Genomic DNA, 21,427 nt, shown 5'->3' with positions numbered 1-21,427 from the left:
GGCCTCAGCCGCGCGGCATTTGCAACGATGCGAAGCAGGTGAAGCCGCCCTGGCCGCGCTGCAACCGGCGGATGTATTTGACATAGGCACGACTGCGCTCGGATTCGGTGCCGGGCAGCGTGCTGCCGCTGGCCATGGCGCGCTTGACGTCTTCGCCCTTGAACGGACGCGATGACGGCGGAAATGCACCCCGGGTCCGCGCCGGCACGACCTTGCCATCCGCATCGATATAGCTGCCCGCCCGACCTGGATCGGGGACCGGAATCTCGCAGTTCAATACCGAGCCGGCGGTCTGGGCCAGCGCAGGACGGATCGAGACGACCGCCCCCGCCGTCACCGCACCCAGAGCCAGCACGCGTCGACGCGTCGGTACACCCGCATCGGCGCCTACGCTTGCATCGGGGTCCTTGTCAGGCAGCCCCTGGGTTAGTCGCGTGTCGTCCATGATGCCCCTACTAGACGACAGCCCTTTCACAATCCTGAAGCGCTGACAATATCGCCGCATCAAAGCTTGCGGGAGCGTACCGGAGTAGGACGATCCGGCAGGCTGGCCCGGTATCCGATTACGTATCGCGCCGGTAGCGCCGAGCATCCTCATTCACGACGGCATACCGGTTTGCGGCGCGCCGCTGTATGGCGCAGTGGGTGGGCGCCGATTCCGTCCCAGGAGACCGCAATGCTTTCCGGATTTGGCCTGCGTACGTTTTGGGCGATCATCGTCGTCGTCGTCGCGGCGGTGGCGGTGTTCGTTATCACGCGCGACGTGCAGGGCGCGATCGTCGCGCTGGTCGGCGGGATTGCGGCGGCGCTGGTCGCGGCGGGAACCGGCGACGAGACCCCTGCCCCGACCGATACGACCACCGCGACATCCTCCATGCTCGACGATGTGCTCGATGCGATCGTCGCTCCCGTCATGCTGGTCCAGGACGGGCGGGTCACGCTCGCCAACCGCGCCGCACGGACGTTGCTCGGCACGCATATCCTCGGCGAGGACGCCCGCGTCGCGATCCGCCATCCCGCGGCCGCCGAGCGACTCGGCACGCCGGGACCGATCGATGGCGAGCGGCCGATCGAGCTGGTCGGGCTCGGCACGCGCGACCAGCGCTGGGAGATGCGGCTCGGCGAGGCGTCGGACGGCCAGCGGATCGTCCACCTCGTCGACCAGACCGGCAATTACGCCGCCGAGCGGATGCGGATCGATTTCGTCGCCAACGCCAGCCACGAACTGCGCACGCCGCTCGCCTCGATCCTCGGCTTCATCGAGACGCTGCGCGAGGAGGCGGGCGAGGATGCCGAGGTCCGTGCGCGCTTCCTCAAGGTGATGGACGACGAGGCGCGGCGGATGCAGCGGCTGGTCGAGGATCTGATCTCGCTGAGCCGGATCGAGGCGGAGAAGTTCCGCTTGCCCGACAGCGCGGTCGACCTGGCACAATTGGTGGCGGACGTCTGTGCGGAGGTGGCCGATGCGGCAGGCGACCGCGGCCTCGACTTGGTCGCCACGCTCGACCCGCGTCTTGCCCCCGTATCCGGCGACCGCGCGCAATTATCGCAGATGCTGCACAACCTGATCGGCAACGCGATGAAATACGGGCGCGCGGGCACGCCGGTGTCGATCGACCTGAAGCGCGACGATCTGAACATGATCCGCCTGTCGATCCGCGACGAGGGCGACGGGATCGCCGCGGTGCATATCCCGCGGCTGACCGAACGCTTCTACCGTGCCGACGCCGGGCGCAGTCGCTCACTGGGCGGGACGGGTCTCGGGCTCGCGATCGTCAAGCATATCGTCGAGCGCCATCGCGGACGGCTCGACATCGCCAGCCAGGTCGGCGTCGGCACGACGGTTTCGGTCCTTCTGCCGCCAAGCGGATTCGCGCCAAAAGGCGGTGTCATAAAAGGGTAACTCAACTGTCACACAGGATCGTCTTAGCGCCGCTATGGGCGGTGGATGACGGGAATTCGGGTGCAACGGCTTGCTCTTACAGGACTGATGGTGGTGGCGTCGGGCGCGCTGGCGGCGTGCGTCGATCAGGCGAACGGCGGCGGTGCCGGCTCGCGTGACCAGATCACCGCGGTCGGATCGTCGACGGTCTATCCGTTCACGACGATGATCGCCGAGCAGCTCGTCGCCAACGATCCCGATGCGAAGGCACCGGTGATCGAATCGACCGGCACCGGCGCCGGGATGAAGCTGTTCTGCGCCGGGATCGGCGCGGCGCATCCCGATATCGAGGATGCCTCGCGCCGGATGAAGGCGAGCGAATACAAGAGCTGTGTCGAGAACGGTGTCCACGACATCCTCGAAATCCAGGTCGGGATCGACGGTATCGCCTTTGCCGAGGCGAAGAACGGCCCCAAGATGCAATTGACGCCGACCGATCTCTATAAGGCGCTGGCGGCAAATCCGGGCGGTAAGACCAACACCGCGCGTGTCTGGCGCGACGTGAACCCGGCGCTGCCCGCGGTGCCGATCCAGGTCTACGGCCCGCCGGCGACCAGCGGGACGCGCGATGCGCTCGCTGAGCTGATCCTCACCAAGGGCTGCGAGGAGAGCGATCCGGCTGCGAAGCCGCTCGCGAAGTCGGATCCGGATGCGCACAAGGCGCTCTGCACGCGGGTCCGCGAGGACGGGGTGTATGTCGATGCGGGCGAGAACGACAATCTGATCGTCCAGAAACTCCAGTCCAACCCGAATGCGATCGGCGTGTTCGGCTACAGCTATCTCGAAGAGAATAAGGACGACGTGAACGGCGTGTCGATCTCGGGCGTCGCGCCGACCTATGCGTCGATCGCGGACAATGCGTATCCGGGGTCCCGGCCGCTCTATATCTATGTGAAGAAGGCGCACCTGACCGCGATCCCGGGCTTGCGGAACCTGCTGAAGCTGTACGCCGCGAACTGGGGCGTGACGGGGCCGCTGGTGAAGCGCGGACTGATCGCGGCACCGGCGGCGGTGCAGGCGCGCTCGGCGGCGATTATCGCGAATGAGACGGTGCTCGATCCGGCGGTGCTGTCGTGATGCGCTTTTCGTCCAACCGCATGCCCGTCCTGGTTCCCCCGCGAACGCGGGGACCCAGGAGCCAAGCTCGATATCGGAACTTAGCCGGCCCCCCGCGTCCGCGGGGAAACCGGCGTTTGGCGATGCGGGCTGAGCATTTCACCACCACCCCGGCGAAGGCCGGGGCCCAATTGGGCAACGCCCCGTTGGCTGATGCCACGCGCCATTACCTCGACCTTCCCAATTGGGCCCCGGCCTCCGCCGGGGTGGTACTTATGGACGGGCGAGAACTATAATGTCCGCCATCGCGCTCCTCTTCCTCGTCGCTGGCCTCGGCCTCATCGGCTGGCTCACCGCACGCGTCCGCGCCACCCGCTTCCGCGCGGGCAGCACCGCACGGTTCAGTTCGCTCCCCGCGCATCACGGCTGGTACGTCGCGCTGTGGACTGCGATCCCGCCGCTCGTCTTCCTCGTAATCTGGTCGGTGACGTCGCCCGCGCTCGTCACCGATGCGGTCCTCGCAACGCCGGCGGCGATCCAGCTTCCCCCACCCGGCTTCGACCGCGCCTCGATCCTGTCCGAAGCGCGCAGCCTGGCCGAAGGGCAGAGCTTCGGAGCCTTCCACGGCCTCGCGCAAACGCTCGCGCCCTCCTACGCCGCGGCGCAATCACGCTACGACTGGATCGCCACCGCACTCGCGCTGCTGCTCGCCTTCGCCGGCGGCGCGTTCGCGTTCACTCGCGTCAAACCCGGGTTCGGCGCGCGGACGCAGATCGAGCGGGTCGTCATGCTCGCGCTGCTCGGCGCGTCGCTGATCGCGATCCTGACCACGGTCGGCATCGTCGCGTCGCTGCTGTACGAATCGGTGCGGTTCTTTTCGGTCGTGCCGATCACCGACTTCCTGTTCGGCACGCATTGGAGCCCGCAGGTGATCGACGCGCGCGATCCGGGCGCGTCGCTCGGCGCGGTGCCGCTGTTCTGGGGGACGTTCTTCATCGGCGCGGTAATCGCGATGATCGTCGCCATTCCCTTCGGGCTGATGAGCGCGATCTACCTCACGCAATACGCCAAGCCGACCACGCGCAAGTGGATGAAGCCGATCCTCGAGATGCTCGCGGGCGTGCCGACCGTCGTCTACGGCTATTTCGCCGCGCTGACCGTCGCGCCGGCAGTGCGCGATCTCGCCGTGTCGATCGGGATCAGTTGGGCATCGTCGGAAAGCGCGCTCGCCGCGGGGCTCGTGATGGGCATCATGATCATCCCGTTCGTCTCGTCGATGGCGGACGATTCGATCGCCGCCGTCCCCTCGTCGATGCGCGACGGCAGCCTCGCGATGGGCGCGACCTCGTCCGAGACGATCCGCCGCGTGCTGCTGCCGGCCGCCCTGCCCGGTGTCGTCGGCGGCGTGCTGCTGGCCGTGTCGCGCGCGATCGGCGAGACGATGATCGTCGTCATGGCCGCAAGCGGAGTCGCGACGCTGACGCTCAACCCGTTCGCCAGCACCACCACCGTCACCAAGCAGATCGTCGACCTGCTGACCGGCGAGGCGGAGTTCGACAGCCCCAAGACGCTCGCCGCGTTCGCTCTGGGCTTGACGCTGTTCGTCGTCACGCTGCTCCTCAACATCGTCGCGCTCCGCGTCGTCAAACGGTACCGCGAAGCCTATGACTGACACGCTCGTTCCCTCATTGCCGACCAGCGGCGCGGAGCCGGTGCGTCGCGTGCCGACCGACTGGACGACGCAGGCGATGCAGTCGCGCATCCGCCGCCGTTACGCGTCCGAGCGTCGCTTCCGCTTCGCCGGGCTCGCCGCGGTGTGGATGTCCGCCGCCTTCCTCGCCTTCCTGCTGGTCTCGATGCTGAGCCAGGGCGCGAGCGGGTTTGTCGAGACGCGCGTTGCGCTGCCGGTCGATCTCGCCGCCGCAAAGCTCCCGATCTCGCCGTCGCGCTTGGTCGGACGCGGGGCCGATCTCGCGCTTGCCGGCGCCGGCCTCGAAGGCACGGTCCTCGCCGCCGCCAGTACCGCCTACGGCAAGGACGGTGCGAACCTGTTGTCCGACGGCGCCTGGGCGGTGGTGCGCGACGCGATCAAGGCGGACCCGTCGCTGCTCCAGCGCCGGGCCGTGTTCGAGGTCCCCGTGTCGAGCCCGATCGACGTCGCCGCCAAGGGCGTCGGCACGAACGAAGCCGAAGCGATCTATGCGCGCCTTACCGCACGCGGCGTGCTGTCGCGCGGGTTCAACACCGGCTTTCTGACCTCGGCCGATTCGACCGACGCCACCCGCGTCGGTATCTGGGGCGCGTTCAAGGGATCCTTGCTGACGATGGCGGTCACGCTGCTGCTCGCCTTCCCGATCGGCGTGCTGTCGGCGCTGTATCTCGAGGAATATGCGCCGAAGAACCGCTGGACCGACCTGATCGAGGTGTCGATCAACAACCTCGCCGCGGTCCCCTCGATCATCTTCGGGCTGCTCGGGCTCGCGGTCTTCCTCGGCACGTTCGGGATGCCACGATCCGCGCCGATCGTCGGCGGGCTCACGCTCGCGCTGATGACGATGCCGGTGATCGTGATTGCGGGGCGCAACGCGATCAAGGCCGTCCCGCCGTCGATCCGCGATGCCGCGCTCGGCGTCGGCGCATCGCCGGTGCAGGTCGTGTTCCACCACGTATTGCCGCTTGCGCTGCCCGGCATCCTCACCGGCACGATCATCGGCATGGCACGTGCGCTCGGCGAGACCGCGCCGCTGCTGATGATTGGCATGCGCGCCTTTATCGCCGCGCCGCCGTCGGGCCTGAACGATCCCGCGACCGTTCTGCCCGTCCAGATCTTCCTCTGGTCCGATCAGGTCAGCCGCGGCTTCGTCGAAAAGACGTCGGCGGCGATCATCGTCCTGCTCGTCTTCCTGCTCGCGATGAACGGCGTCGCGATCTACCTCCGCAACCGATTCGAGACCCGCTGGTGATGACCAAGAACCTCAAGATGACCGCGCGCAACGTGTCCGTCGCGTACGGCAGCAAGCTGGCGATCGACAACGTCTCGATCGACGTCGACCAGGACGAGGTGGTGGCGTTCATCGGCCCGTCGGGCTGCGGCAAGTCGACCTTCTTGCGCACGCTCAACCGCATGAACGACACCGTCGCCAGCGCCCGCGTCACCGGCGAGATCAAGCTCGATGGTCAGGATATCTATTCGCCCGACATGGACGTGGTGCAGCTCCGTGCCCGCGTCGGTATGGTGTTCCAGAAGCCGAACCCGTTCCCGAAATCGATCTACGAGAACGTCGCCTATGGCCCACGCATTCACGGTCTGGCCGGCGCGAAGGCGGACCTCGACCGGATCGTCGAGAAGTCGCTGCGCCGCGCCGGCTTGTGGGACGAGGTCAAGGATCGCCTCTCGGACAGCGGCACGGCCTTGTCGGGCGGCCAGCAACAGCGGCTCTGCATCGCCCGCGCGATCGCGGTCGATCCCGAGGTCATCCTGATGGACGAGCCGTGCTCGGCACTCGATCCGATCGCGACCGCGAAGATCGAGGAACTGATCCACGAACTGCGCGGCCGCTACGCGATGGTGATCGTCACGCACAACATGCAGCAGGCCGCGCGAGTCAGTCAGAAGACCGCGTTCTTCCACCTCGGCACGCTGGTCGAATACGGCAACACCTCGGACATCTTCACCAATCCCCGCGAAGAGCGGACCAAGGATTACATCACCGGCCGTTACGGCTGAGTCGGGAAACGACCATGAACACGCATACGGTCAAGGCCTTCGACAACGACATCGGCGAGCTCCGCGGGTTGATCTCGCAGATGGGCGGGCTCGCCGAGGACGCGATCGACAAGGCGATGCTGGCGCTGCAACGCAACGACATCGCGCTCGCCGAACAGGTCCGCGCCGCCGACAAGCAGATCGACGTGATCGAGGCGGAGGTCGAGCGCCTCGCGGTCCGGATCATCGCCTTGCGCGCACCGATGGCGGTCGACCTGCGCGAAGTCGTCGCTGCGCTGAAGATCGCCGGCGTCGTCGAGCGGATCGGCGATTACGCCAAGAACATCGCCAAGCGCGTGCCGATGATCGAGAGCGAACACCGGATCGAGCCGATCTCGATTCTGCCCGCGATGGGCCGGATGGCGAGCGAGATGGTCCACGACGTGCTCGACGCATTTGCCGCGCGCGACGCGGAAGAGGCAGTGCGGGTGGTCGAAAGCGACGCCGCGCTCGACGATTTCTACGACAGCATCTTTCGCACGCTCGTCACCTACATGGTCGAGAATCCGAAGACGATCAGCCAGGTCGCGCATCTGCTGTTCGTCGCGAAGAACCTCGAGCGGATCGGCGACCACGCCACCAACGTCGCCGAGATGGTCTATTTCGCCGCGACCGGTACGCAGATGGTCGACCGTGAACGCGGCATCAAGCAGGAGCAGGCATAATGGCACGCGCGAAAATGCTGCTGGTCGAGGACGATGCCGCCCTCGCCGAATTGCTGGTCTGGCATTTCAAGCGCGAGGATTTCGAGATCGCGCATACCCCCGATGGCGAGGAAGCCTTGCTGCTCGCCAAGGAGAAGGTGCCCGACATCGTCCTGCTCGACTGGATGGTCGAGGGGTTGTCGGGGATCGAGGTCTGCCGTCGCCTGCGCCGCGCGCCCGAGACGCAGAACGTGCCGATCATCATGCTCACCGCGCGCGGTGAGGAAGAGGATCGTGTGCGGGGGCTGGAGACCGGCGCCGACGATTACGTGACCAAGCCGTTCTCACCGCGCGAGCTGGTCGCCCGCGTCGGTGCGGTGTTGCGCCGAGTCCGCCCTGCCCTCGCGGGCGAAGCACTCAGCTATGCCGACATCGAGATGGATACCGTCGGCCACAAGGTCCGTCGCTCGGGCGAAGTCGTATCGCTCGGACCGACCGAGTTCCGCCTGTTGAAGCATTTTCTCGAGCATCCCGGCTGGGTGTTCTCGCGCGAACGGCTGCTCGATGCCGTGTGGGGTCACGACAGTGATATCGAAAGCCGCACGGTCGACGTCCACATCCGGCGGCTGCGGAAAGCCATCAACGTCGGCGAACGTCCGGACATCATTCGTACCGTCCGGTCGGCCGGCTATTCGCTCGATACGGGCGGCTAAGGACACTGTCCCGCTCTGGGTCTAGCGGTGGGGCGAATGGAATCGGATGCGAAACGAAGGACCTATGCGCGACTTAGTGCGTTCAGACGTCGCGCTACCAAAATGGTGCACCCATTTAGGAGATTCGTATGAAGACCATTCTTCTCGCCGCCGCCGCTCTTCTCGCGTCGCCCGTGATCGCCCAGACGACCCCGCCGGCCGATCCCGCCGCGCAGACCGCACCGGTCGATCCCGCGATGCAGACGGCACCTGCAGACCAGGCCGCACCGGCCGATCCGGCGATGGCAGCCCCTGCCGATCCTGCGATGGCCGATCCCGCGATGGCCGCTCCAGCCGCACCGATGGCAGCACCCGCACCCGCTGGTGGCGTGACGTTCGGTCAGCCGACCGTTACCCCGCCGACGCCGGCACCGGCCGAGTATCCGGTGTGCTCGAAGACGGTCAAGGACGGCTGCCGCAACCGCGGCGGCAAGTAAGCCCTTCGCGCAGGCGGTAGTGATCCTGCCGCTTGCGTAGACGGCTTTACGTTCTAGGAAAGGCGCTCCAATCATAAGAGAGGGGCGCCTTTTTCCATGTCTATCAGCTTTGAAAATCGAGTCGCGATCGTCACCGGCGCAGGCGGCGGTCTCGGTCGCGAATACGCACTCGAACTCGCCCGCCGCGGCGCCAAGGTGGTCGTCAACGATCTCGGCGCGTCGCGCGACGGCACCGGCCATTCGGATGCCGCGCTGAAGGTCGTCGAGGAGATCGAGGCGGCCGGCGGCGAGGCGATGTCGAACGGCGGCAGCGTCACCGACTACGACCAGATGGTCGAGATGGTTGCCAGAGCGTCCGAGAAATGGGGCGGCGTCCACATCCTGATCAACAACGCCGGCGTGCTGCGCGACAAGAGCTTCGCCAAGATGGAGCCCGCCGACTTCAAGTTCGTCGTCGACGTCCACCTCAATGGCTCGGCGAACGCCACCAAGGCGGTGTGGGACACGATGCGCGCGCAGAATTACGGCCGGATCCTGATGACCGCGTCGTCGACGGGCCTGTACGGCAATTTCGGCCAGGCGAACTACGGTGCAGCCAAGCTCGGGCTGGCCGGGCTGACCAAGACGCTCGCGATCGAGGGCGCGAAGACCAACATCAAGGTGAACACGATCGCCCCCACCGCGGGCACGCGGATGACGCAGGACATCTTCCCCGAAGAGGCGTTCAAGGCCTTCTCCCCCGACAAGGTGGCGCCAGCGGCCGTGTTCCTCGTGTCCGAAGACGCGCCGACCAACATGATCGTCGGCGCAGGCGCCGGCGTGTTCCAGGCGGCGTACGTGACGCTGACCCAGGGCAAGCTGCTGACCGGCGACGACCTGTCGGTGGAGGGTGTCGCGGCGAACTGGGACGCGATCATCGATCGTACCGGCGAGATCGTACCGCAGTCGGGTTCCGAACAGTCGATGACCATCCTGGGCAAGCTGCAGGGACGATGACCTCCGCAACTCGGGGAACGCGCGGTCCAAGCGAGCCCCGACTTCGGTTCGGGGACGTGAATGATCCCGTGCGGTTCACGACTCGTCAAGGGATCAGCCGAACCAGGTCGTCTCGATAGCGGCTATAAAACACGGCATTATTCAGCCCGGCATCAAGGTCGGGGCCTTTTGGTTCCGTCGTGATAGTGGAGCGACGGCGTTCTTGCTCGTCCGTACGTCGCTCCACCCGTCACGTTTATCTCTACTCATAGAGTCATGATGCGGTACGCCCGGCGATCACTGCGGACCGGACCCGCGCAACGGCGCTACGGCCTCCTTGCCGAATTTCATGATCATCTCGCCGATCTCGCGGGCCTGGCTCATGCTGCGCCGGCTCTGCTCGCGGAGATATTCGCTCTGGATCTTCATGACCTGCGTCAAATCCTTCGCACTGGCCGCCTCGCGCATCGCGGCAAACGCCTCACGGGCATTCTGCTCGGCCTGGTCGATCATGGTCTTGCCGATCGTCGCGCCGCCCTCGGCAATCTTGCCGCCCGACTCTTTCATGGCCTCCCCGGCTCGCTTGGCCGGATCGATGATCTTCTCGGAAAAAGTATCGCGCGCTTGCTCTGCACCGGCGCGCATCGTGTCGGCCGCGTCCTTGGCGACGCCCGCGGCGCGATCGGTCGCCGCCTTGTTCTTTGCAGCGCCTTCGTCGATCGCGCTTTTGAGGTTCTCGGCCATGCTATCGCTCCTGTGTAAATGAAGGATAATGATGCGCCTTCAACCGGCGCCGCACAATTTGGTTGCGCGTTTCCGGTCAACCCCACCAGCCGGCTGCCGCGTCCGGGCGCCACCGCACTAAACCGGATTGACCGGTATTTTTACAAGTCACGCCCGTTCGCTTGCATGCCCCCCTGTTTATCCCAATAGGGATGCGGGATTTCGAAGGACGTCAATATGCGCATTACGATGATCGGTTCAGGCTATGTCGGTCTTGTCTCGGGCGCCTGTTTTTCGGATTTCGGGCATGACGTGATCTGCGTCGACAAAGACCAGTCGAAGATCGACGCGCTGCATGCCGGTCGCATGCCCATCTTCGAGCCAGGCCTAGATCAGCTCGTCGCGTCCAACGTCGCGGCAGGACGGCTGACCTTCACCACCGATCTCGCCAGCGCTGTCGCCGGCGCCGATGCGATCTTCATCGGCGTTGGCACGCCCTCGCGCCGCGGCGATGGCCACGCCGATCTCAGCTATGTGTTCGCCGCGACCGAGGAGATCGCCGCCGCCGTTACCGGCCCGACCGTGGTCGTGACCAAGTCGACCGTCCCCGTCGGCACCGGCGACCGGGTCGAGGCGATCCTGCGGGAGAAGCGTCCCGACATCGACGTCGCGGTCGTGTCCAACCCCGAATTCCTCCGCGAAGGCGCCGCGATCGGCGACTTCAAGCGTCCCGACCGGATCGTCATCGGCACCGAGGACGAGCGCGCCAAGCAGGTGATGCGCGACGTCTACCGTCCGCTGTACCTGAACGAGTCGCCGATCCTGTTCGTAAGTCGCCGTACGTCCGAGTTGATCAAATACGCGGCGAACGCGTTCCTCGCGACCAAGATCACCTTCATCAACGAGATCGCGGACCTGTGCGAGGCGGTCGGCGCCGACGTGCAGGACGTGTCGCGCGGGATTGGTCTCGACAACCGCATCGGCAAGAAGTTCCTGCATGCAGGACCGGGTTATGGCGGCTCGTGCTTCCCCAAGGACACGCTGGCGCTGCTCAAGACCGCCGAGGATTACCAGACACCGGTCCATATCGTCGAAGCGGTCGTGAAGGTGAACGACAGCCGCAAGCGCGCGATGGGGCGCAAAGTGCTGGCGGCGCTCGGTGAAAACCCGCGGGGGAAGACGGTTGCGCTTCTCGGCCTGACGTTCAAGCCCAACACCGACGACATGCGCGACGCGCCCAGCCTTGCGATCGCCACCGCGCTGGCGGATGCGGGCGTGAAGGTGCGCGCGCACGATCCCGAGGGCATGGAACCGGCCAAGGCGCTGCTACCCGATCTGGCGTATTGCACCGACGCCTACGACGCGGCCGAAGGCGCCGATGCCGTGGTGATCGTAACCGAATGGGACGCATACCGTGCGCTTGACCTCGCACGGTTGAGGGGGCTGCTCGCGGCACCGGTGATGGTCGACCTCCGCAACGTCTACCAGCGCGCCGACGTCGAACAGGCCGGATTCGCGTACACTGCAGTAGGCCGCTGAGCAGAGCGCAACGGCGACACTGGGCCGCACCATTTGCACCACCCCGGCGAAGGCCGGGGCCCAGTTGGAAAGATGGTCGCAACGGGGCGCCGCCCTCGATTGGCAAAACGCCCCAGATGGACCCCGGCCTTCGCCGGGGAGGCGCTTGGTTCGAACGATAAATGCGGGGCCATCGCCCGCAATTGACGGTGCCTCAATATGCCAGCGCGCACCCGTCGGCACGCATCTCGCTCGCGGCTGCGTAAACCCGCGTGGACCCGTCCATCCGGTGCTCGACGCTTTCGTAGCGGCCGAACCCGCCATCGGGATCGCCGATCGTCCAGCCGATCTCCGCCAGCCTTTGCCGCGTCGCGAGCGGCACGCCGGTCTCGAGCCGCAACAGCCCGGTTGGGCCCATTCCAGGCGAGTCCTCGCCCATCGATTGCGACGACCCCTCGTGATGCCAGCGTGGCGAATCGCCCGCCGACTGTATCTCCAGCCCATAGTCGACGCGGTTGACGATGATCTGCGTCTGCCCCTGAGGCTGCATGTCGCCGCCCATGACGCCGAAACTCATCCACGGATCGCTTCCGCGCGTCGCGAAGCCGGGTATGATCGTCTGGAACGGCCGCTTGCCCGGCGCATAGATGTTGGGGTGGCCGTCCTTCAGGCTGAACAGCTGGCCGCGATCCTGGAACATGAATCCAAGACCGTCCGCGACCAGTCCCGATCCCATGCCGCGGAAATTGGACTGGATCATCGACACCATCATGCCGTCCTTGTCGGCACAGCTGAAATAGGTGGTATCGCCGCGGCTGGGCGCCTGGCCCGGATAGACCGGCGTCAGGATACGGTCCGGCCGGATCAGTTTCGCGCGCTCGGCCGCGTATTGCTTCGAGATCAGCCATTCGACCGGCTGCTTGGCAAAGTTCGGATCCGCGTAATATCGCGCACGATCCTCATAGGCCAAGCGCTTAGCCTCCGCCTGGAGATGGATCGACAGCGCCGATTGGAACCCAGCACCCTTCAGGTCGAAGCGTTCGAGGATGTTGAGCATCTGCAAGGTCGCCAGCCCCTGCGTGTTCGCGCCGAGCGCGTGCACCGTCGTCCCGCGATAGTCGGTCTGGCTGGGCTCGATCCATTCGGAACGATGCGCGGCGAGATCCTCGTACCGAAGCCAACCGCCGATCCGCTTGAAGTACCGGTCGACGGTCCGCGCCACGTCACCCTGGTAGAAGGCATCGCGCCCACCCGCCGCGATCGCACGATAGGTCCGCGCGAGATCCGGGTTGCGGAATACCTGTCCCAGCGCAGGCCCCCTGCCGTCCGCGAGGCCGTAGGTGCGCAGTGCGTTGGCGACTTCCTCCAGGCCGTTGCCCGGACGCTTGAACGCGGCGAGGCTGCGGCGGATGTAATAGGCGACGATGTCAGGCACCGGCGCGCCGGCCTCGGCATGCGCGATCGCCGGCTGGAACAGGTCCGCCCAAGGCAGCTTGCCGTAGCGCTGGTGCATCGTCCACCAGGCGTCGACCGTGCCCGGCACCGACACGCTGATCGCACCCAACGCCGGCAGTGCGCCGTTCTTCGCGCGCGCCCGCACCGTATCGAGGCTGAGGCCCCGCGGGCTCTTGCCCGAACCGGCGAGCCCGACGACCTTCTTCAGCTTGGGGTCCCAGATCATCGCATAGGCATCGCCGCCGATTCCGCTCGACGTGGGTTCCAGAAACCCGAGGCACGCGTTGATCGCGATCGCCGCATCGACCGCCGAACCACCGCGCTTGAGGATGTCGATCCCCGCCTGCGTCGCCAGCGGATGCGCCGTACCCGCCGCGCCGTTCAGACCGTAAGCCGCGGTGCGCGAGGCGAAGCTCGCGCCGACCGGGCGGTCGCCCGCGTGCACGTCGGGCCTGATGAAACGGTCCAGCCCGGTCTCCCACGTCGGCGGCAACGGTGCTGCGGCAGCGGTGGTGGCGGGCTGTGGCGCACCGCCCTGCCCTGGTCCCTGAGCGCCCTGTGCGCCGGGTGTGCCGCGCGTCGCGCCGGTCTGGGCCTGCGCCATGTTGGGCAAGAACGCAGTGGCGGGCAGGGCCGCGATGAAGGTACGACGACGCATGATGGGCTCCCCTTGTACGGCGGCATGATTGCGCGACAGGCGATAAACGGCAAGCCCGCTGCTCCCCGATCGGTTTCTGACCGCCCGCTACGCGCAGAACTCGGGGGCAACTCACTGGACCTTTTGCGCTTTTACCCTATATACCGAACGGTATGAATAGGCTTTGCACGCTCACCGCCCCCAAGGGCCGCCCCCGCGAGTTCGATCTCGACGAAGCGCTGGCGGGTGCGTTGCGCGTGTTCTGGCGCAACGGCTACGAAGGCGCGTCGATGGCCGAATTGACCGCGGAGATGGGGATCACCAAGCCCAGCCTCTACGCGGCGTTCGGCAACAAGGAAGCGCTGTTCCACAAGGCGCTCGACCTCTACGAGCGCGAGAAGCTCGCCTACATGACCTCCGCGTTGGAAGCGCCGACCGCGCGCGCCGTAGCGGAAAGGCTTCTCCGTGGGGCATTGCAGATGCAGATGAGCACCTGCGATCCCAAGGGATGCCTGAGTGTCATCAGCAGCGTCGCGTGCAGTGCGGAAGCCGAGCCGATCAAGGCCGAGGTCGCCAAGCGTCGCGCGTCGTCCGAGGCCGCGTTGATGAAGCGCTTCGACGAGGCCAAGGCTGCGGGCGAGTTCCCCGACGGTCTCGAATCGCATGCCTTGATGCGGTACCTGTTCGCGATCATGCAGGGGCTGTCGATCCAGGCCGGTTCTGGCGCGACCTGCACCGAGCTCAACCAGCTCGTCGAGACCAGCCTGTCGGTGTGGCCGACCAAGTAAGCCGGTCGGTCCGCCGACATAAAAGTCACGCTTCGTTACGGTCGCGATAAAAAATACCGGCCGGTACAAAAGTCTGTTGACTAGATGAACCCCAGGTTTATATACCGACTGGTATCGAAGCTCTCTCCTACTTCGGAGGGGGCAACCGGGGACACAAACCCATGACCACGGTTCAAACCTAACACCGGACGGCTTCGGCCGACCGGACTCTCGAAAATTCAAGCGGGCAAGCGCGGCACGAGGATGTGCCGGCAACGACCGCGCACGCCTTGCGACCAGCTGACGTCGGTGGATCGTCCACCGACGAAGGCCAGCGCTTGCCCGAAAAATCAAAAGGGGGACAATCCCATGGCTTATCTCGACCTCGACAACATGTTCGCTTCGCCCGTCACCAGCCGCACGCAGGCTGTAGCAGCCCCCGCCCCGACCGGCTTTTCCGCGCTCGAATGGAGCGTCATCGCGCTCGCCAAGCGCGACACGTTGCGCAGCCTGTCCGGCCCGAGCCGTATCTCGCGGGCGATGGGCAGCCTGTTCGGCCTGAGCACCGCGTCGCGGCTCGCCGACCCCCGGCTTGAGGCGTTGCGCCGGATGGCGGTGTACGCCTGGCGCCGCGGCTTCGCGTTGCCGATGGCCGAGATCCAGAACTTCCTCGCTGCCGGCTTTGCCGAGGCACAGATCGAAACGCTCGTCGAGAGCGTCACCGGCATGCGCGTCGGCGCCCAGCAGAAGCGGAGCATCGCAGCGTGAACCAACTTACCACGATCACGGCCGCGAACGATGCCGACGTCGCATCGTCGCCGCCCACCGACCGTCATCGACGGCCCGCATGGCAGCGCGGCGCGATGGTGCTCGTGCCGATCGCGTTGCTCGGCGCAGTCAGCGTGAAGATGTTCGATCACCCCGACGCGGCGATGGCGGCACCCCCGCCCGCCTCCGTCACGGTAGCCTCGCCGCTGGTGCGACAGGTCAGCGAATGGGACGATTACGTCGGTCGGTTCGCGCCGAGCCGCACGGTCGAGATTCGTCCGCGCGTCGCCGGCGAAGTCACCGGCATCCACTTCCGCGACGGCGAAATCGTCAGCAAGGGCCAGTTGCTCTTCACGATCGATTCTCGGCCGTTCGCCGCGGCCCTCGCCGAGGCGCATGCCAACGTCGCGAGCGCTAAAAGCGCGTTGTCACTGGCCCGGACCGACCTCGGTCGCGCGCAGCGACTTGTGGCCGATGAGGCAGTCTCGGCCGGCGAAGTCGACGCCCTCCGCGGTAAACTCGAAGCAGCCCAGGCCGCGCTCGCCGCGGCGCAGGCCCGTGAACGCGCCCGCGCTTTGGACGTCGGCTTCACGCAGGTTCGCGCACCGATCGGCGGTCGTATTTCCGATCGCCGTGTCGATGCCGGCAACCAAGTCGCGGGCGGCGAAGGCACCGGCGGGACGGTGCTGACGACGATCAACGCGCTCGACCCGATCTACTTCACGTTCGACGGCTCCGAGGCGCTGTACCTCAAGACGCAGCGTGCACGTCAGCCCGGCGCGACGCCGGCAGCGGTCGAGATCCAGTTGCAGGACGAGACCGAACATCGGTGGAAGGGCAAGCTCGACTTTACCGACAACGGCCTCGACCAGCGCTCGGGCACGATCCGTGGCCGCGCGGTGCTCGCCAACCCGGGGTATTTCCTGACGCCGGGGATGTTCGGCAACATGCGCCTCGCGAGTGCGGGCACGCGGCAGGCGCTGCTGGTGCCCGACGATGCGGTGCAGACCGATCAGGCGCGGAAGGTTGTGCTGACGATCGATGCGAAGAACGTCGTAAGCCAGAAGCCGGTCGAGCTTGGGCCGGTGGTCGATGGCCTGCGGATCGTGCGCTCGGGGATCGGGCCGAACGACCGGATCATCATCCAGGGCACGCAGATGGCGATGCCCGGCGCGACCGTCGCGCCGAAGGTCGGCCGGATTTTGGTGGCCTCGGGTACGACGGCGCCAGCCTCCGTCCAGCCCATCTCGGGTGAAGCCACGCTCGCGCAATAGGCGTCCACCCCGGCGAAGGCCGGGGCCCAATTGGGATAGCGTTTCGACTTATCACTGCGGTTCGTCCAATTGGGCCCCGGCCTCCGCCGGGGTGGTGTTGGCGCGCGTCCGTCGCTCTTCTTTCGAGGACACAAACCATGCGCTTCTCGCGCTTCTTCATCACCCGGCCGATCTTCGCGGGCGTGATCGCGGTGATCATCACGATCGTCGGCGCGATCGCCTACATGACGCTGCCGGTGTCGCAATATCCCGACATCGTCCCCCCCACCGTCACCGTCAGCGCGACCTATCCCGGCGCCTCCGCCGAGACGGTCGCCGAAACCGTCGCCGCGCCGATCGAGCAAGAAATCAACGGCGTCGACAACATGCTCTACCAGTCGTCGCAATCGACCGGCGACGGCAAGGTGACGATCACCGTCACCTTCAAGATCGGCACCGACCTCGACGCCGCGCAGGTGCTCGTCCAGAACCGCGTCGCCGTCGCCGTCCCTCGTTTGCCCGAAGACGTTCAGCGCCTCGGCGTGGTGACGCGGAAGACTTCGCCCGACTTCCTGATGGTGGTGAACCTCGTCTCGCCCGACAACTCGCTCGATCGCGGCTATATCTCCAACTACGCGCTGACCCAGGTCCGCGATCGCCTCAGCCGCATCGACGGCGTCGGCGACGTGCAGCTGTTCGGCGCGCGCGATTATTCGATGCGCGTCTGGATCGACCCCGGTCGCGCCGCCGCACTCGACCTCACCGCCGGCGAGATCGTCGCCGCCCTGCGCGCGCAGAACGTCCAGGTCGCCGCGGGCACGCTCGGGCAGCCGCCCTATGACAAGGGCAACAGCGCCTTCCAGCTCAACGTCGAGACGCAAGGGCGCCTCACCGATCCCAAGCAGTTCGCCGACGTCGTCATCCGCACCGACGCACAAGGCCGCCAAGTCCGCGTCTCGGACGTCGCGCGCGTCGAACTCGGCGCGCAGGATTACGGCGCCAACACCTATCTCAGCGGCAAGCCCACGGTCATCGCCGCGGTCTTCCAGCGTCCCGGCTCGAACGCACTCGGCGCGGCGCAGGCCGTCACCGCCGAGATGGAGAGCATGTCGAAGCGCTTCCCCAAGGGCCTCGAATACAAGGTCATCTACAACCCGACCGAATTCATCGCGCAGTCGATCGACGCGGTGAAGCACACGTTGTTCGAGGCGATGATCCTCGTCGTGCTCGTCATCCTCGTCTTCCTGCAGAAATGGCGCGCGGCGATCATCCCGATCGTGGCGATCCCGGTCTCGCTGATCGGCACCTTCGCGGTGCTCGCGGCCGCCGGATACAGCCTCAACAACCTGTCGCTGTTCGGGCTCGTCCTCGCGATCGGCATCGTCGTCGATGATGCGATCGTCGTGGTCGAGAATGTCGAGCGCAACCTCGAACACGGGCTCTCCCCACTGGAGGCAGCGCGTACGTCGATGGACGAAGTGTCGGGCGCGCTCGTCGCGATCGTGCTCGTGCTGTGCGCGGTGTTCATCCCGACCGTGTTCCTCACCGGGCTGTCGGGCGCGTTCTACCGCCAGTTCGCAGTGACAATCTCGACCGCGACGATCATCTCGCTGCTGATCTCGTTGACGCTGTCGCCAGCGCTCGCCGCGATGCTCCTCAAGCCGACCGCCCCCGCTGATTCCGGCAACCGCCTGACCCGTACCGTGCGCCGCGCCGGCGATGCCTTCAACCGCGGGTTCGAGCGGATGAGCGACAGCTATGCCCGCCTCACCGCGCGCCTAGTCACCGCGCCGCGCCGGATGATGGTCGCCTATGCCGCGCTGATCGCGGTCACCGTGGGCGTGTTCATGGTCACCCCGTCGGGCTTCGTCCCCGCGCAGGACCAGGGCTATTTCCTGACCGTCATCCAGCTTCCGCCCGGCTCGTCGGTCGAGCGCACTGATGCCGTCATGCAGAAGGTTGCCAAGCGCATCCTGCCGCTCGCCGGCGTCAAGGGCGCGGTCATGCTGGCCGGTTTCGACGGCCCCTCACAGACACTCGCCCCCAACTCGGCCGCCGCCTACATCCCGCTCAAGAGCTTCGAGGAACGCAAGAAGCTCGGCGTCACATTGGCCAGCATCATGGCCGAATCGCAGAAGGCGACCGGCGACATCACCGAAGCGCGCCTGCTGATCGTCCCGCCGCCGTTGATCCCGGGCATCGGCTCGGCCGGCGGGTACCGCCTGATGGTGCAGGACCAGGGTGGCCACGGTTACGCCGACCTCGGCAAGACAAGCTACGCGCTGATCGGCCAGGCGAACCAGACCAAGGGTCTCGCGCAGGTCTACACCTTCTTCGACACCGCCACGCCGCGCATCTTCGCCGACGTCGACCGCGCCAAGGCCAATCTCCTCGGCGTTCCCCCCGAGCGCGTTTTCGAGGCGTTGCAGGTCTATCTCGGCTCGGCCTTCGTCAACGACTTCAACCTGCTCGGCCGCACCTACCGCGTCACCGCGCAGGCCGACGCGCCGTTCCGCAACACCACCGCGGATATCGCCAACCTCAAGACGCGCTCCAACTCGGGCCAGATGGTCCCGGTCGGTTCGGTCTCGACCTTCAAGGACAAGACCGGCCCGTACCGCGTCGTCCGCTACAACCTCTTCCCCGCGGTCGAGGTCGATGGCGACACCGCCAAGGGCTATTCGTCCGGCCAGTCGCTGGTCGCGATGGAGAAGCTCGCCGATGCGTCGCTGCCCGCCGGCTACGCGCATGAATGGACCGGCATCGCCTATCAGCAGAAAGCCGCCGGCAGCACCGCCGCGCTCGTCTTCGGCATGGCGGTGGTGTTCGTCTTCCTCGTGCTCGCCGCGCAATATGAGAGCCTGACGTTGCCACTCGCGATCATTCTGATCGTGCCGATGTGCCTGTTGGCCGCGATGACCGGCGTGAACCTGCGAGGTATGGACAACAACGTCCTCACGCAGATCGGCCTGGTCGTGCTGATTGCCTTGGCGGCGAAGAACGCGATCCTCGTGGTCGAGTTCGCCAAGCAGGCCGAGGAACAGGACGGCCTCACCCCGGTCGAGGCGGCGGTCCGCGCGGCGAAGGACCGGTTGCGGCCGATCCTGATGACGAGCTTCGCGTTCATCCTCGGCGCGGTGCCGCTGGTGATCGCGACCGGGGCCGGTGCGGAACTCCGCCAGGCGCTCGGCACCGCGGTGTTCTTCGGGATGATCGGCGTGACCGGGTTCGGTCTGCTCTTCACCCCCACCTTCTATGTCGTCGCGCGAGCGCTGGCGATGCGGTTCGAACGCCGCCGGCCTGCCCCCGCCGCGACCCTTCAGCCAGCCGAATAGGACCAGCATCATGAAGTCCGCCCTCCTCGCGAGCCTCTCGGCGCTGACGCTCCCCGACTATGTCGCGCCGATCACCCCACCCAAGGCGGCGGCATCGTTCGTCACCGCGAATGCTGCCACCGTCACGACCGCGCCGGATAACGATTGGTGGCGGATGTACCGCGACCCGGTCCTCGACGGCCTCGTCGCGGACGCATTGGCCACGAACACCGACCTCCGCGTCGCCGTCGCTCGCCTCGACAGCGCCCGCGCCTCGCTGCGCGGCACGAAGACCGACCGCGAGCCGCAAGTAAACGCCGGCGCGAGTGGCAATTACGCGCGCACCTCGCAACTCCAGAACCTCCCCGGTTTCGACCGCCAGCGCGCTACCTATGATGTCGGGCTCGACGTCAGCTACGAGGTCGATCTCGCCGGCCGAGTCCGCCGCAACGTCGAGGCCGCGCGCGGCGACGTCGGTGCGGCGCAGGCCGATGCCGACGCGGTCCGGGTCTCGATCGTCGCGGCCACCACCCGCGCTTATGTCGACGCAGCCTCGTCCGCCGAACGCCTCGCAGTCGCCAAGCGGATCGTCGAGCTGCTCGACAAGTCGAACACGCTGACCGGCAAGCGCGTCGACGCCGGTCGCGCAGCCCGCCTCGATCAGGTCCGGATCGCCGCCCTGCGTGACCAACGCGCCGCCAACATCCCGCAGATCGAAGCCGAGCGCCAAGCCGCGCTCTTCCGCCTCGCCACGCTTACCGGTCGCACCCCGCAGGACCTGCCCGCGACAGCCGGTGCCCGCACCACCACGCCGCGCCTCGACCAGCCGATCCCGATCGGCGACGGCGCGACGTTGCTAGCCCGCCGACCCGACGTCCACGCCGCCGAACGCCGCCTCGCCGCGGCCACCGCCCGTATCGGCGTCCAGACCTCGCAACTCTATCCGCAAATCTCGCTTGGCGGTTCGATCGGCTCGACCGCGCTCAGCGTCGGCGACATCTTCACCGGCGGCCCGATCCGCTGGCTGCTCGGCCCGCTGCTGAACTGGTCGCTCAACCAGTCCGCCGCCCGTGCCCGCATAGCGGGCGCCGAAGCCGACACCCGCGGTGCACTCGCCAATTTCGACGGCAGCGTCCTCACCGCACTCGAGGAAACCGAGACCGCGCTCTCGAACTACGCCCGCGAACTGGACAGGCGCACGCAGCTCCAGTCCGCGCACGACAACGCCGCCACCGCCGCCCGCATCACCCGCGCCCGCCAGCGCGAAGGCCAGATCGACTTCCTCGACGTCCTCGACGCCGAACGCACGCTGGCGGATACCGACACGGACCTCGCCGCGGCGGACGCGCGTATCGCCGGCGCCCAAGTCGACCTCTTCCGCGCGCTAGGCGGCGGCTGGCAGACGCGGACGTAACCTTCA

The 21,427-nt window shown here is 66.7% G+C and carries 18 protein-coding genes; 15 read left to right on the top strand and 3 right to left on the bottom strand.

Going from position 1 to position 21,427, the window contains the following annotated elements; genetic code table 11:
• Positions 1-4: 4 nt before the first annotated feature.
• Positions 5-445, bottom strand: a complete 441-nt coding sequence (locus SPHN_RS09305) for a hypothetical protein (RefSeq protein ID WP_248522865.1) — start codon at positions 443-445, stop codon at positions 5-7.
• Positions 446-676: 231 nt separating this feature from the next.
• Between SPHN_RS09305 and SPHN_RS09300 the strand changes: the two genes are divergently transcribed.
• From SPHN_RS09300 to SPHN_RS09260, 9 genes are all read left to right on the top strand, one after another.
• Positions 677-1,903, top strand: coding sequence for an ATP-binding protein (locus SPHN_RS09300; protein WP_248522864.1), 1,227 nt, complete (start codon positions 677-679; stop codon positions 1,901-1,903).
• 87 nt (positions 1,904-1,990) lie between these two features.
• Entirely contained in the window at positions 1,991-3,019 is a 1,029-nt protein-coding gene (locus SPHN_RS09295) for a substrate-binding domain-containing protein (RefSeq protein ID WP_248522984.1), read from the top strand.
• Between the two features lie 274 nt (positions 3,020-3,293).
• Complete coding sequence (pstC, locus tag SPHN_RS09290; protein WP_248522863.1) at positions 3,294-4,670, top strand: phosphate ABC transporter permease subunit PstC; 1,377 nt, start codon at positions 3,294-3,296, stop codon at positions 4,668-4,670.
• 76 nt (positions 4,671-4,746) lie between these two features.
• Positions 4,747-5,961 (top strand): phosphate ABC transporter permease PstA, encoded by a 1,215-nt coding sequence (gene pstA / locus SPHN_RS09285; RefSeq protein ID WP_432715074.1) that lies wholly within the window; start codon positions 4,747-4,749, stop codon positions 5,959-5,961.
• Positions 5,961-6,725, top strand: coding sequence for a phosphate ABC transporter ATP-binding protein PstB (pstB, locus tag SPHN_RS09280; protein WP_248522861.1), 765 nt, complete (start codon positions 5,961-5,963; stop codon positions 6,723-6,725). The genes pstA and pstB overlap by 1 nt, the downstream gene beginning before the upstream one ends.
• A 14-nt stretch (positions 6,726-6,739) precedes the next feature.
• Complete coding sequence (phoU, locus tag SPHN_RS09275; protein ID WP_248522860.1) at positions 6,740-7,429, top strand: phosphate signaling complex protein PhoU; 690 nt, start codon at positions 6,740-6,742, stop codon at positions 7,427-7,429.
• Positions 7,429-8,121 carry a phosphate regulon transcriptional regulator PhoB gene (phoB, locus tag SPHN_RS09270; RefSeq protein WP_055873047.1) on the top strand — a complete coding sequence of 231 codons (693 nt, stop codon included), beginning with the start codon at positions 7,429-7,431 and terminating at the stop codon, positions 8,119-8,121. Before phoU ends, phoB begins: the two co-directional genes overlap by 1 nt.
• A 128-nt stretch (positions 8,122-8,249) precedes the next feature.
• A complete protein-coding gene (locus SPHN_RS09265; protein WP_248522859.1) occupies positions 8,250-8,597 on the top strand; it encodes a hypothetical protein in 348 nt (115 codons plus the stop codon).
• A 96-nt stretch (positions 8,598-8,693) separates the two neighbouring features.
• Entirely contained in the window at positions 8,694-9,593 is a 900-nt protein-coding gene (locus tag SPHN_RS09260) for an SDR family NAD(P)-dependent oxidoreductase (RefSeq protein WP_248522858.1), read from the top strand.
• Positions 9,594-9,869: 276 nt separating this feature from the next.
• Here the strand turns inward: SPHN_RS09260 and SPHN_RS09255 are convergent, their stop codons facing one another.
• Complete coding sequence (locus tag SPHN_RS09255; protein WP_248522857.1) at positions 9,870-10,316, bottom strand: phasin family protein; 447 nt, start codon at positions 10,314-10,316, stop codon at positions 9,870-9,872.
• 216 nt (positions 10,317-10,532) lie between these two features.
• On the opposite strand from SPHN_RS09255, the gene SPHN_RS09250 reads away from it, so the two are divergent.
• Positions 10,533-11,834 carry a UDP-glucose dehydrogenase family protein gene (locus tag SPHN_RS09250; protein WP_248522856.1) on the top strand — a complete coding sequence of 434 codons (1,302 nt, stop codon included), beginning with the start codon at positions 10,533-10,535 and terminating at the stop codon, positions 11,832-11,834.
• 193 nt (positions 11,835-12,027) lie between these two features.
• Here the strand turns inward: SPHN_RS09250 and SPHN_RS09245 are convergent, their stop codons facing one another.
• On the bottom strand, positions 12,028-13,926 hold the full coding sequence (locus SPHN_RS09245) for a gamma-glutamyltransferase family protein (protein ID WP_248522855.1): 1,899 nt from the start codon (positions 13,924-13,926) through the stop codon (positions 12,028-12,030).
• A 152-nt stretch (positions 13,927-14,078) separates the two neighbouring features.
• Here SPHN_RS09245 and SPHN_RS09240 point away from each other — a divergent pair, with 152 nt between their 5' ends.
• The 5 genes from SPHN_RS09240 (at position 14,079) to SPHN_RS09220 (ending at position 21,421) form a co-directional block, all read left to right on the top strand.
• Positions 14,079-14,693 carry a TetR/AcrR family transcriptional regulator gene (locus SPHN_RS09240; RefSeq protein ID WP_248522854.1) on the top strand — a complete coding sequence of 205 codons (615 nt, stop codon included), beginning with the start codon at positions 14,079-14,081 and terminating at the stop codon, positions 14,691-14,693.
• Between the two features lie 348 nt (positions 14,694-15,041).
• The gene (locus SPHN_RS09235) at positions 15,042-15,440 is read left to right on the top strand and encodes a hypothetical protein (RefSeq protein ID WP_248522853.1); all 399 of its coding nucleotides are present in this window, start codon (positions 15,042-15,044) and stop codon (positions 15,438-15,440) included.
• Positions 15,437-16,714 (top strand): efflux RND transporter periplasmic adaptor subunit, encoded by a 1,278-nt coding sequence (locus tag SPHN_RS09230; protein ID WP_432715068.1) that lies wholly within the window; start codon positions 15,437-15,439, stop codon positions 16,712-16,714. Before SPHN_RS09235 ends, SPHN_RS09230 begins: the two co-directional genes overlap by 4 nt.
• A 137-nt stretch (positions 16,715-16,851) precedes the next feature.
• Positions 16,852-20,028: an efflux RND transporter permease subunit gene (locus tag SPHN_RS09225; protein WP_248522852.1), complete on the top strand. Its 3,177-nt coding sequence runs from the start codon at positions 16,852-16,854 to the stop codon at positions 20,026-20,028.
• A gap of 10 nt (positions 20,029-20,038) precedes the next feature.
• Positions 20,039-21,421: an efflux transporter outer membrane subunit gene (locus SPHN_RS09220; RefSeq protein ID WP_248522851.1), complete on the top strand. Its 1,383-nt coding sequence runs from the start codon at positions 20,039-20,041 to the stop codon at positions 21,419-21,421.
• Positions 21,422-21,427 lie beyond the last annotated feature (6 nt).

It is taken from the genome of Sphingomonas faeni, assembly GCF_023195535.1.
Classification (GTDB): domain Bacteria; phylum Pseudomonadota; class Alphaproteobacteria; order Sphingomonadales; family Sphingomonadaceae; genus Sphingomonas; species Sphingomonas faeni_B.
The sequence above is the reverse complement of the archived record's forward strand: the minus strand, read 5'-3'. Positions and strand labels throughout refer to the sequence as shown.

What these genes read in the sequence shown, in the direction of transcription:
- SPHN_RS09305 (WP_248522865.1), bottom strand. Translation starts at nt 445, where the DNA reads ATGGACGACACGCGACTAACCCAGGGGCTGCCTGACAAGGACCCCGAT.
- SPHN_RS09300 (WP_248522864.1), top strand. Translation starts at nt 677, where the DNA reads ATGCTTTCCGGATTTGGCCTGCGTACGTTTTGGGCGATCATCGTCGTC.
- SPHN_RS09295 (WP_248522984.1), top strand. Translation starts at nt 1,991, where the DNA reads ATGGTGGTGGCGTCGGGCGCGCTGGCGGCGTGCGTCGATCAGGCGAAC.
- pstC (WP_248522863.1), top strand. Translation starts at nt 3,294, where the DNA reads ATGTCCGCCATCGCGCTCCTCTTCCTCGTCGCTGGCCTCGGCCTCATC.
- pstA (WP_432715074.1), top strand. Translation starts at nt 4,747, where the DNA reads ATGCAGTCGCGCATCCGCCGCCGTTACGCGTCCGAGCGTCGCTTCCGC.
- pstB (WP_248522861.1), top strand. Translation starts at nt 5,961, where the DNA reads ATGACCAAGAACCTCAAGATGACCGCGCGCAACGTGTCCGTCGCGTAC.
- phoU (WP_248522860.1), top strand. Translation starts at nt 6,740, where the DNA reads ATGAACACGCATACGGTCAAGGCCTTCGACAACGACATCGGCGAGCTC.
- phoB (WP_055873047.1), top strand. Translation starts at nt 7,429, where the DNA reads ATGGCACGCGCGAAAATGCTGCTGGTCGAGGACGATGCCGCCCTCGCC.
- SPHN_RS09265 (WP_248522859.1), top strand. Translation starts at nt 8,250, where the DNA reads ATGAAGACCATTCTTCTCGCCGCCGCCGCTCTTCTCGCGTCGCCCGTG.
- SPHN_RS09260 (WP_248522858.1), top strand. Translation starts at nt 8,694, where the DNA reads ATGTCTATCAGCTTTGAAAATCGAGTCGCGATCGTCACCGGCGCAGGC.
- SPHN_RS09255 (WP_248522857.1), bottom strand. Translation starts at nt 10,316, where the DNA reads ATGGCCGAGAACCTCAAAAGCGCGATCGACGAAGGCGCTGCAAAGAAC.
- SPHN_RS09250 (WP_248522856.1), top strand. Translation starts at nt 10,533, where the DNA reads ATGCGCATTACGATGATCGGTTCAGGCTATGTCGGTCTTGTCTCGGGC.
- SPHN_RS09245 (WP_248522855.1), bottom strand. Translation starts at nt 13,926, where the DNA reads ATGCGTCGTCGTACCTTCATCGCGGCCCTGCCCGCCACTGCGTTCTTG.
- SPHN_RS09240 (WP_248522854.1), top strand. Translation starts at nt 14,079, where the DNA reads ATGAATAGGCTTTGCACGCTCACCGCCCCCAAGGGCCGCCCCCGCGAG.
- SPHN_RS09235 (WP_248522853.1), top strand. Translation starts at nt 15,042, where the DNA reads ATGGCTTATCTCGACCTCGACAACATGTTCGCTTCGCCCGTCACCAGC.
- SPHN_RS09225 (WP_248522852.1), top strand. Translation starts at nt 16,852, where the DNA reads ATGCGCTTCTCGCGCTTCTTCATCACCCGGCCGATCTTCGCGGGCGTG.
- SPHN_RS09220 (WP_248522851.1), top strand. Translation starts at nt 20,039, where the DNA reads ATGAAGTCCGCCCTCCTCGCGAGCCTCTCGGCGCTGACGCTCCCCGAC.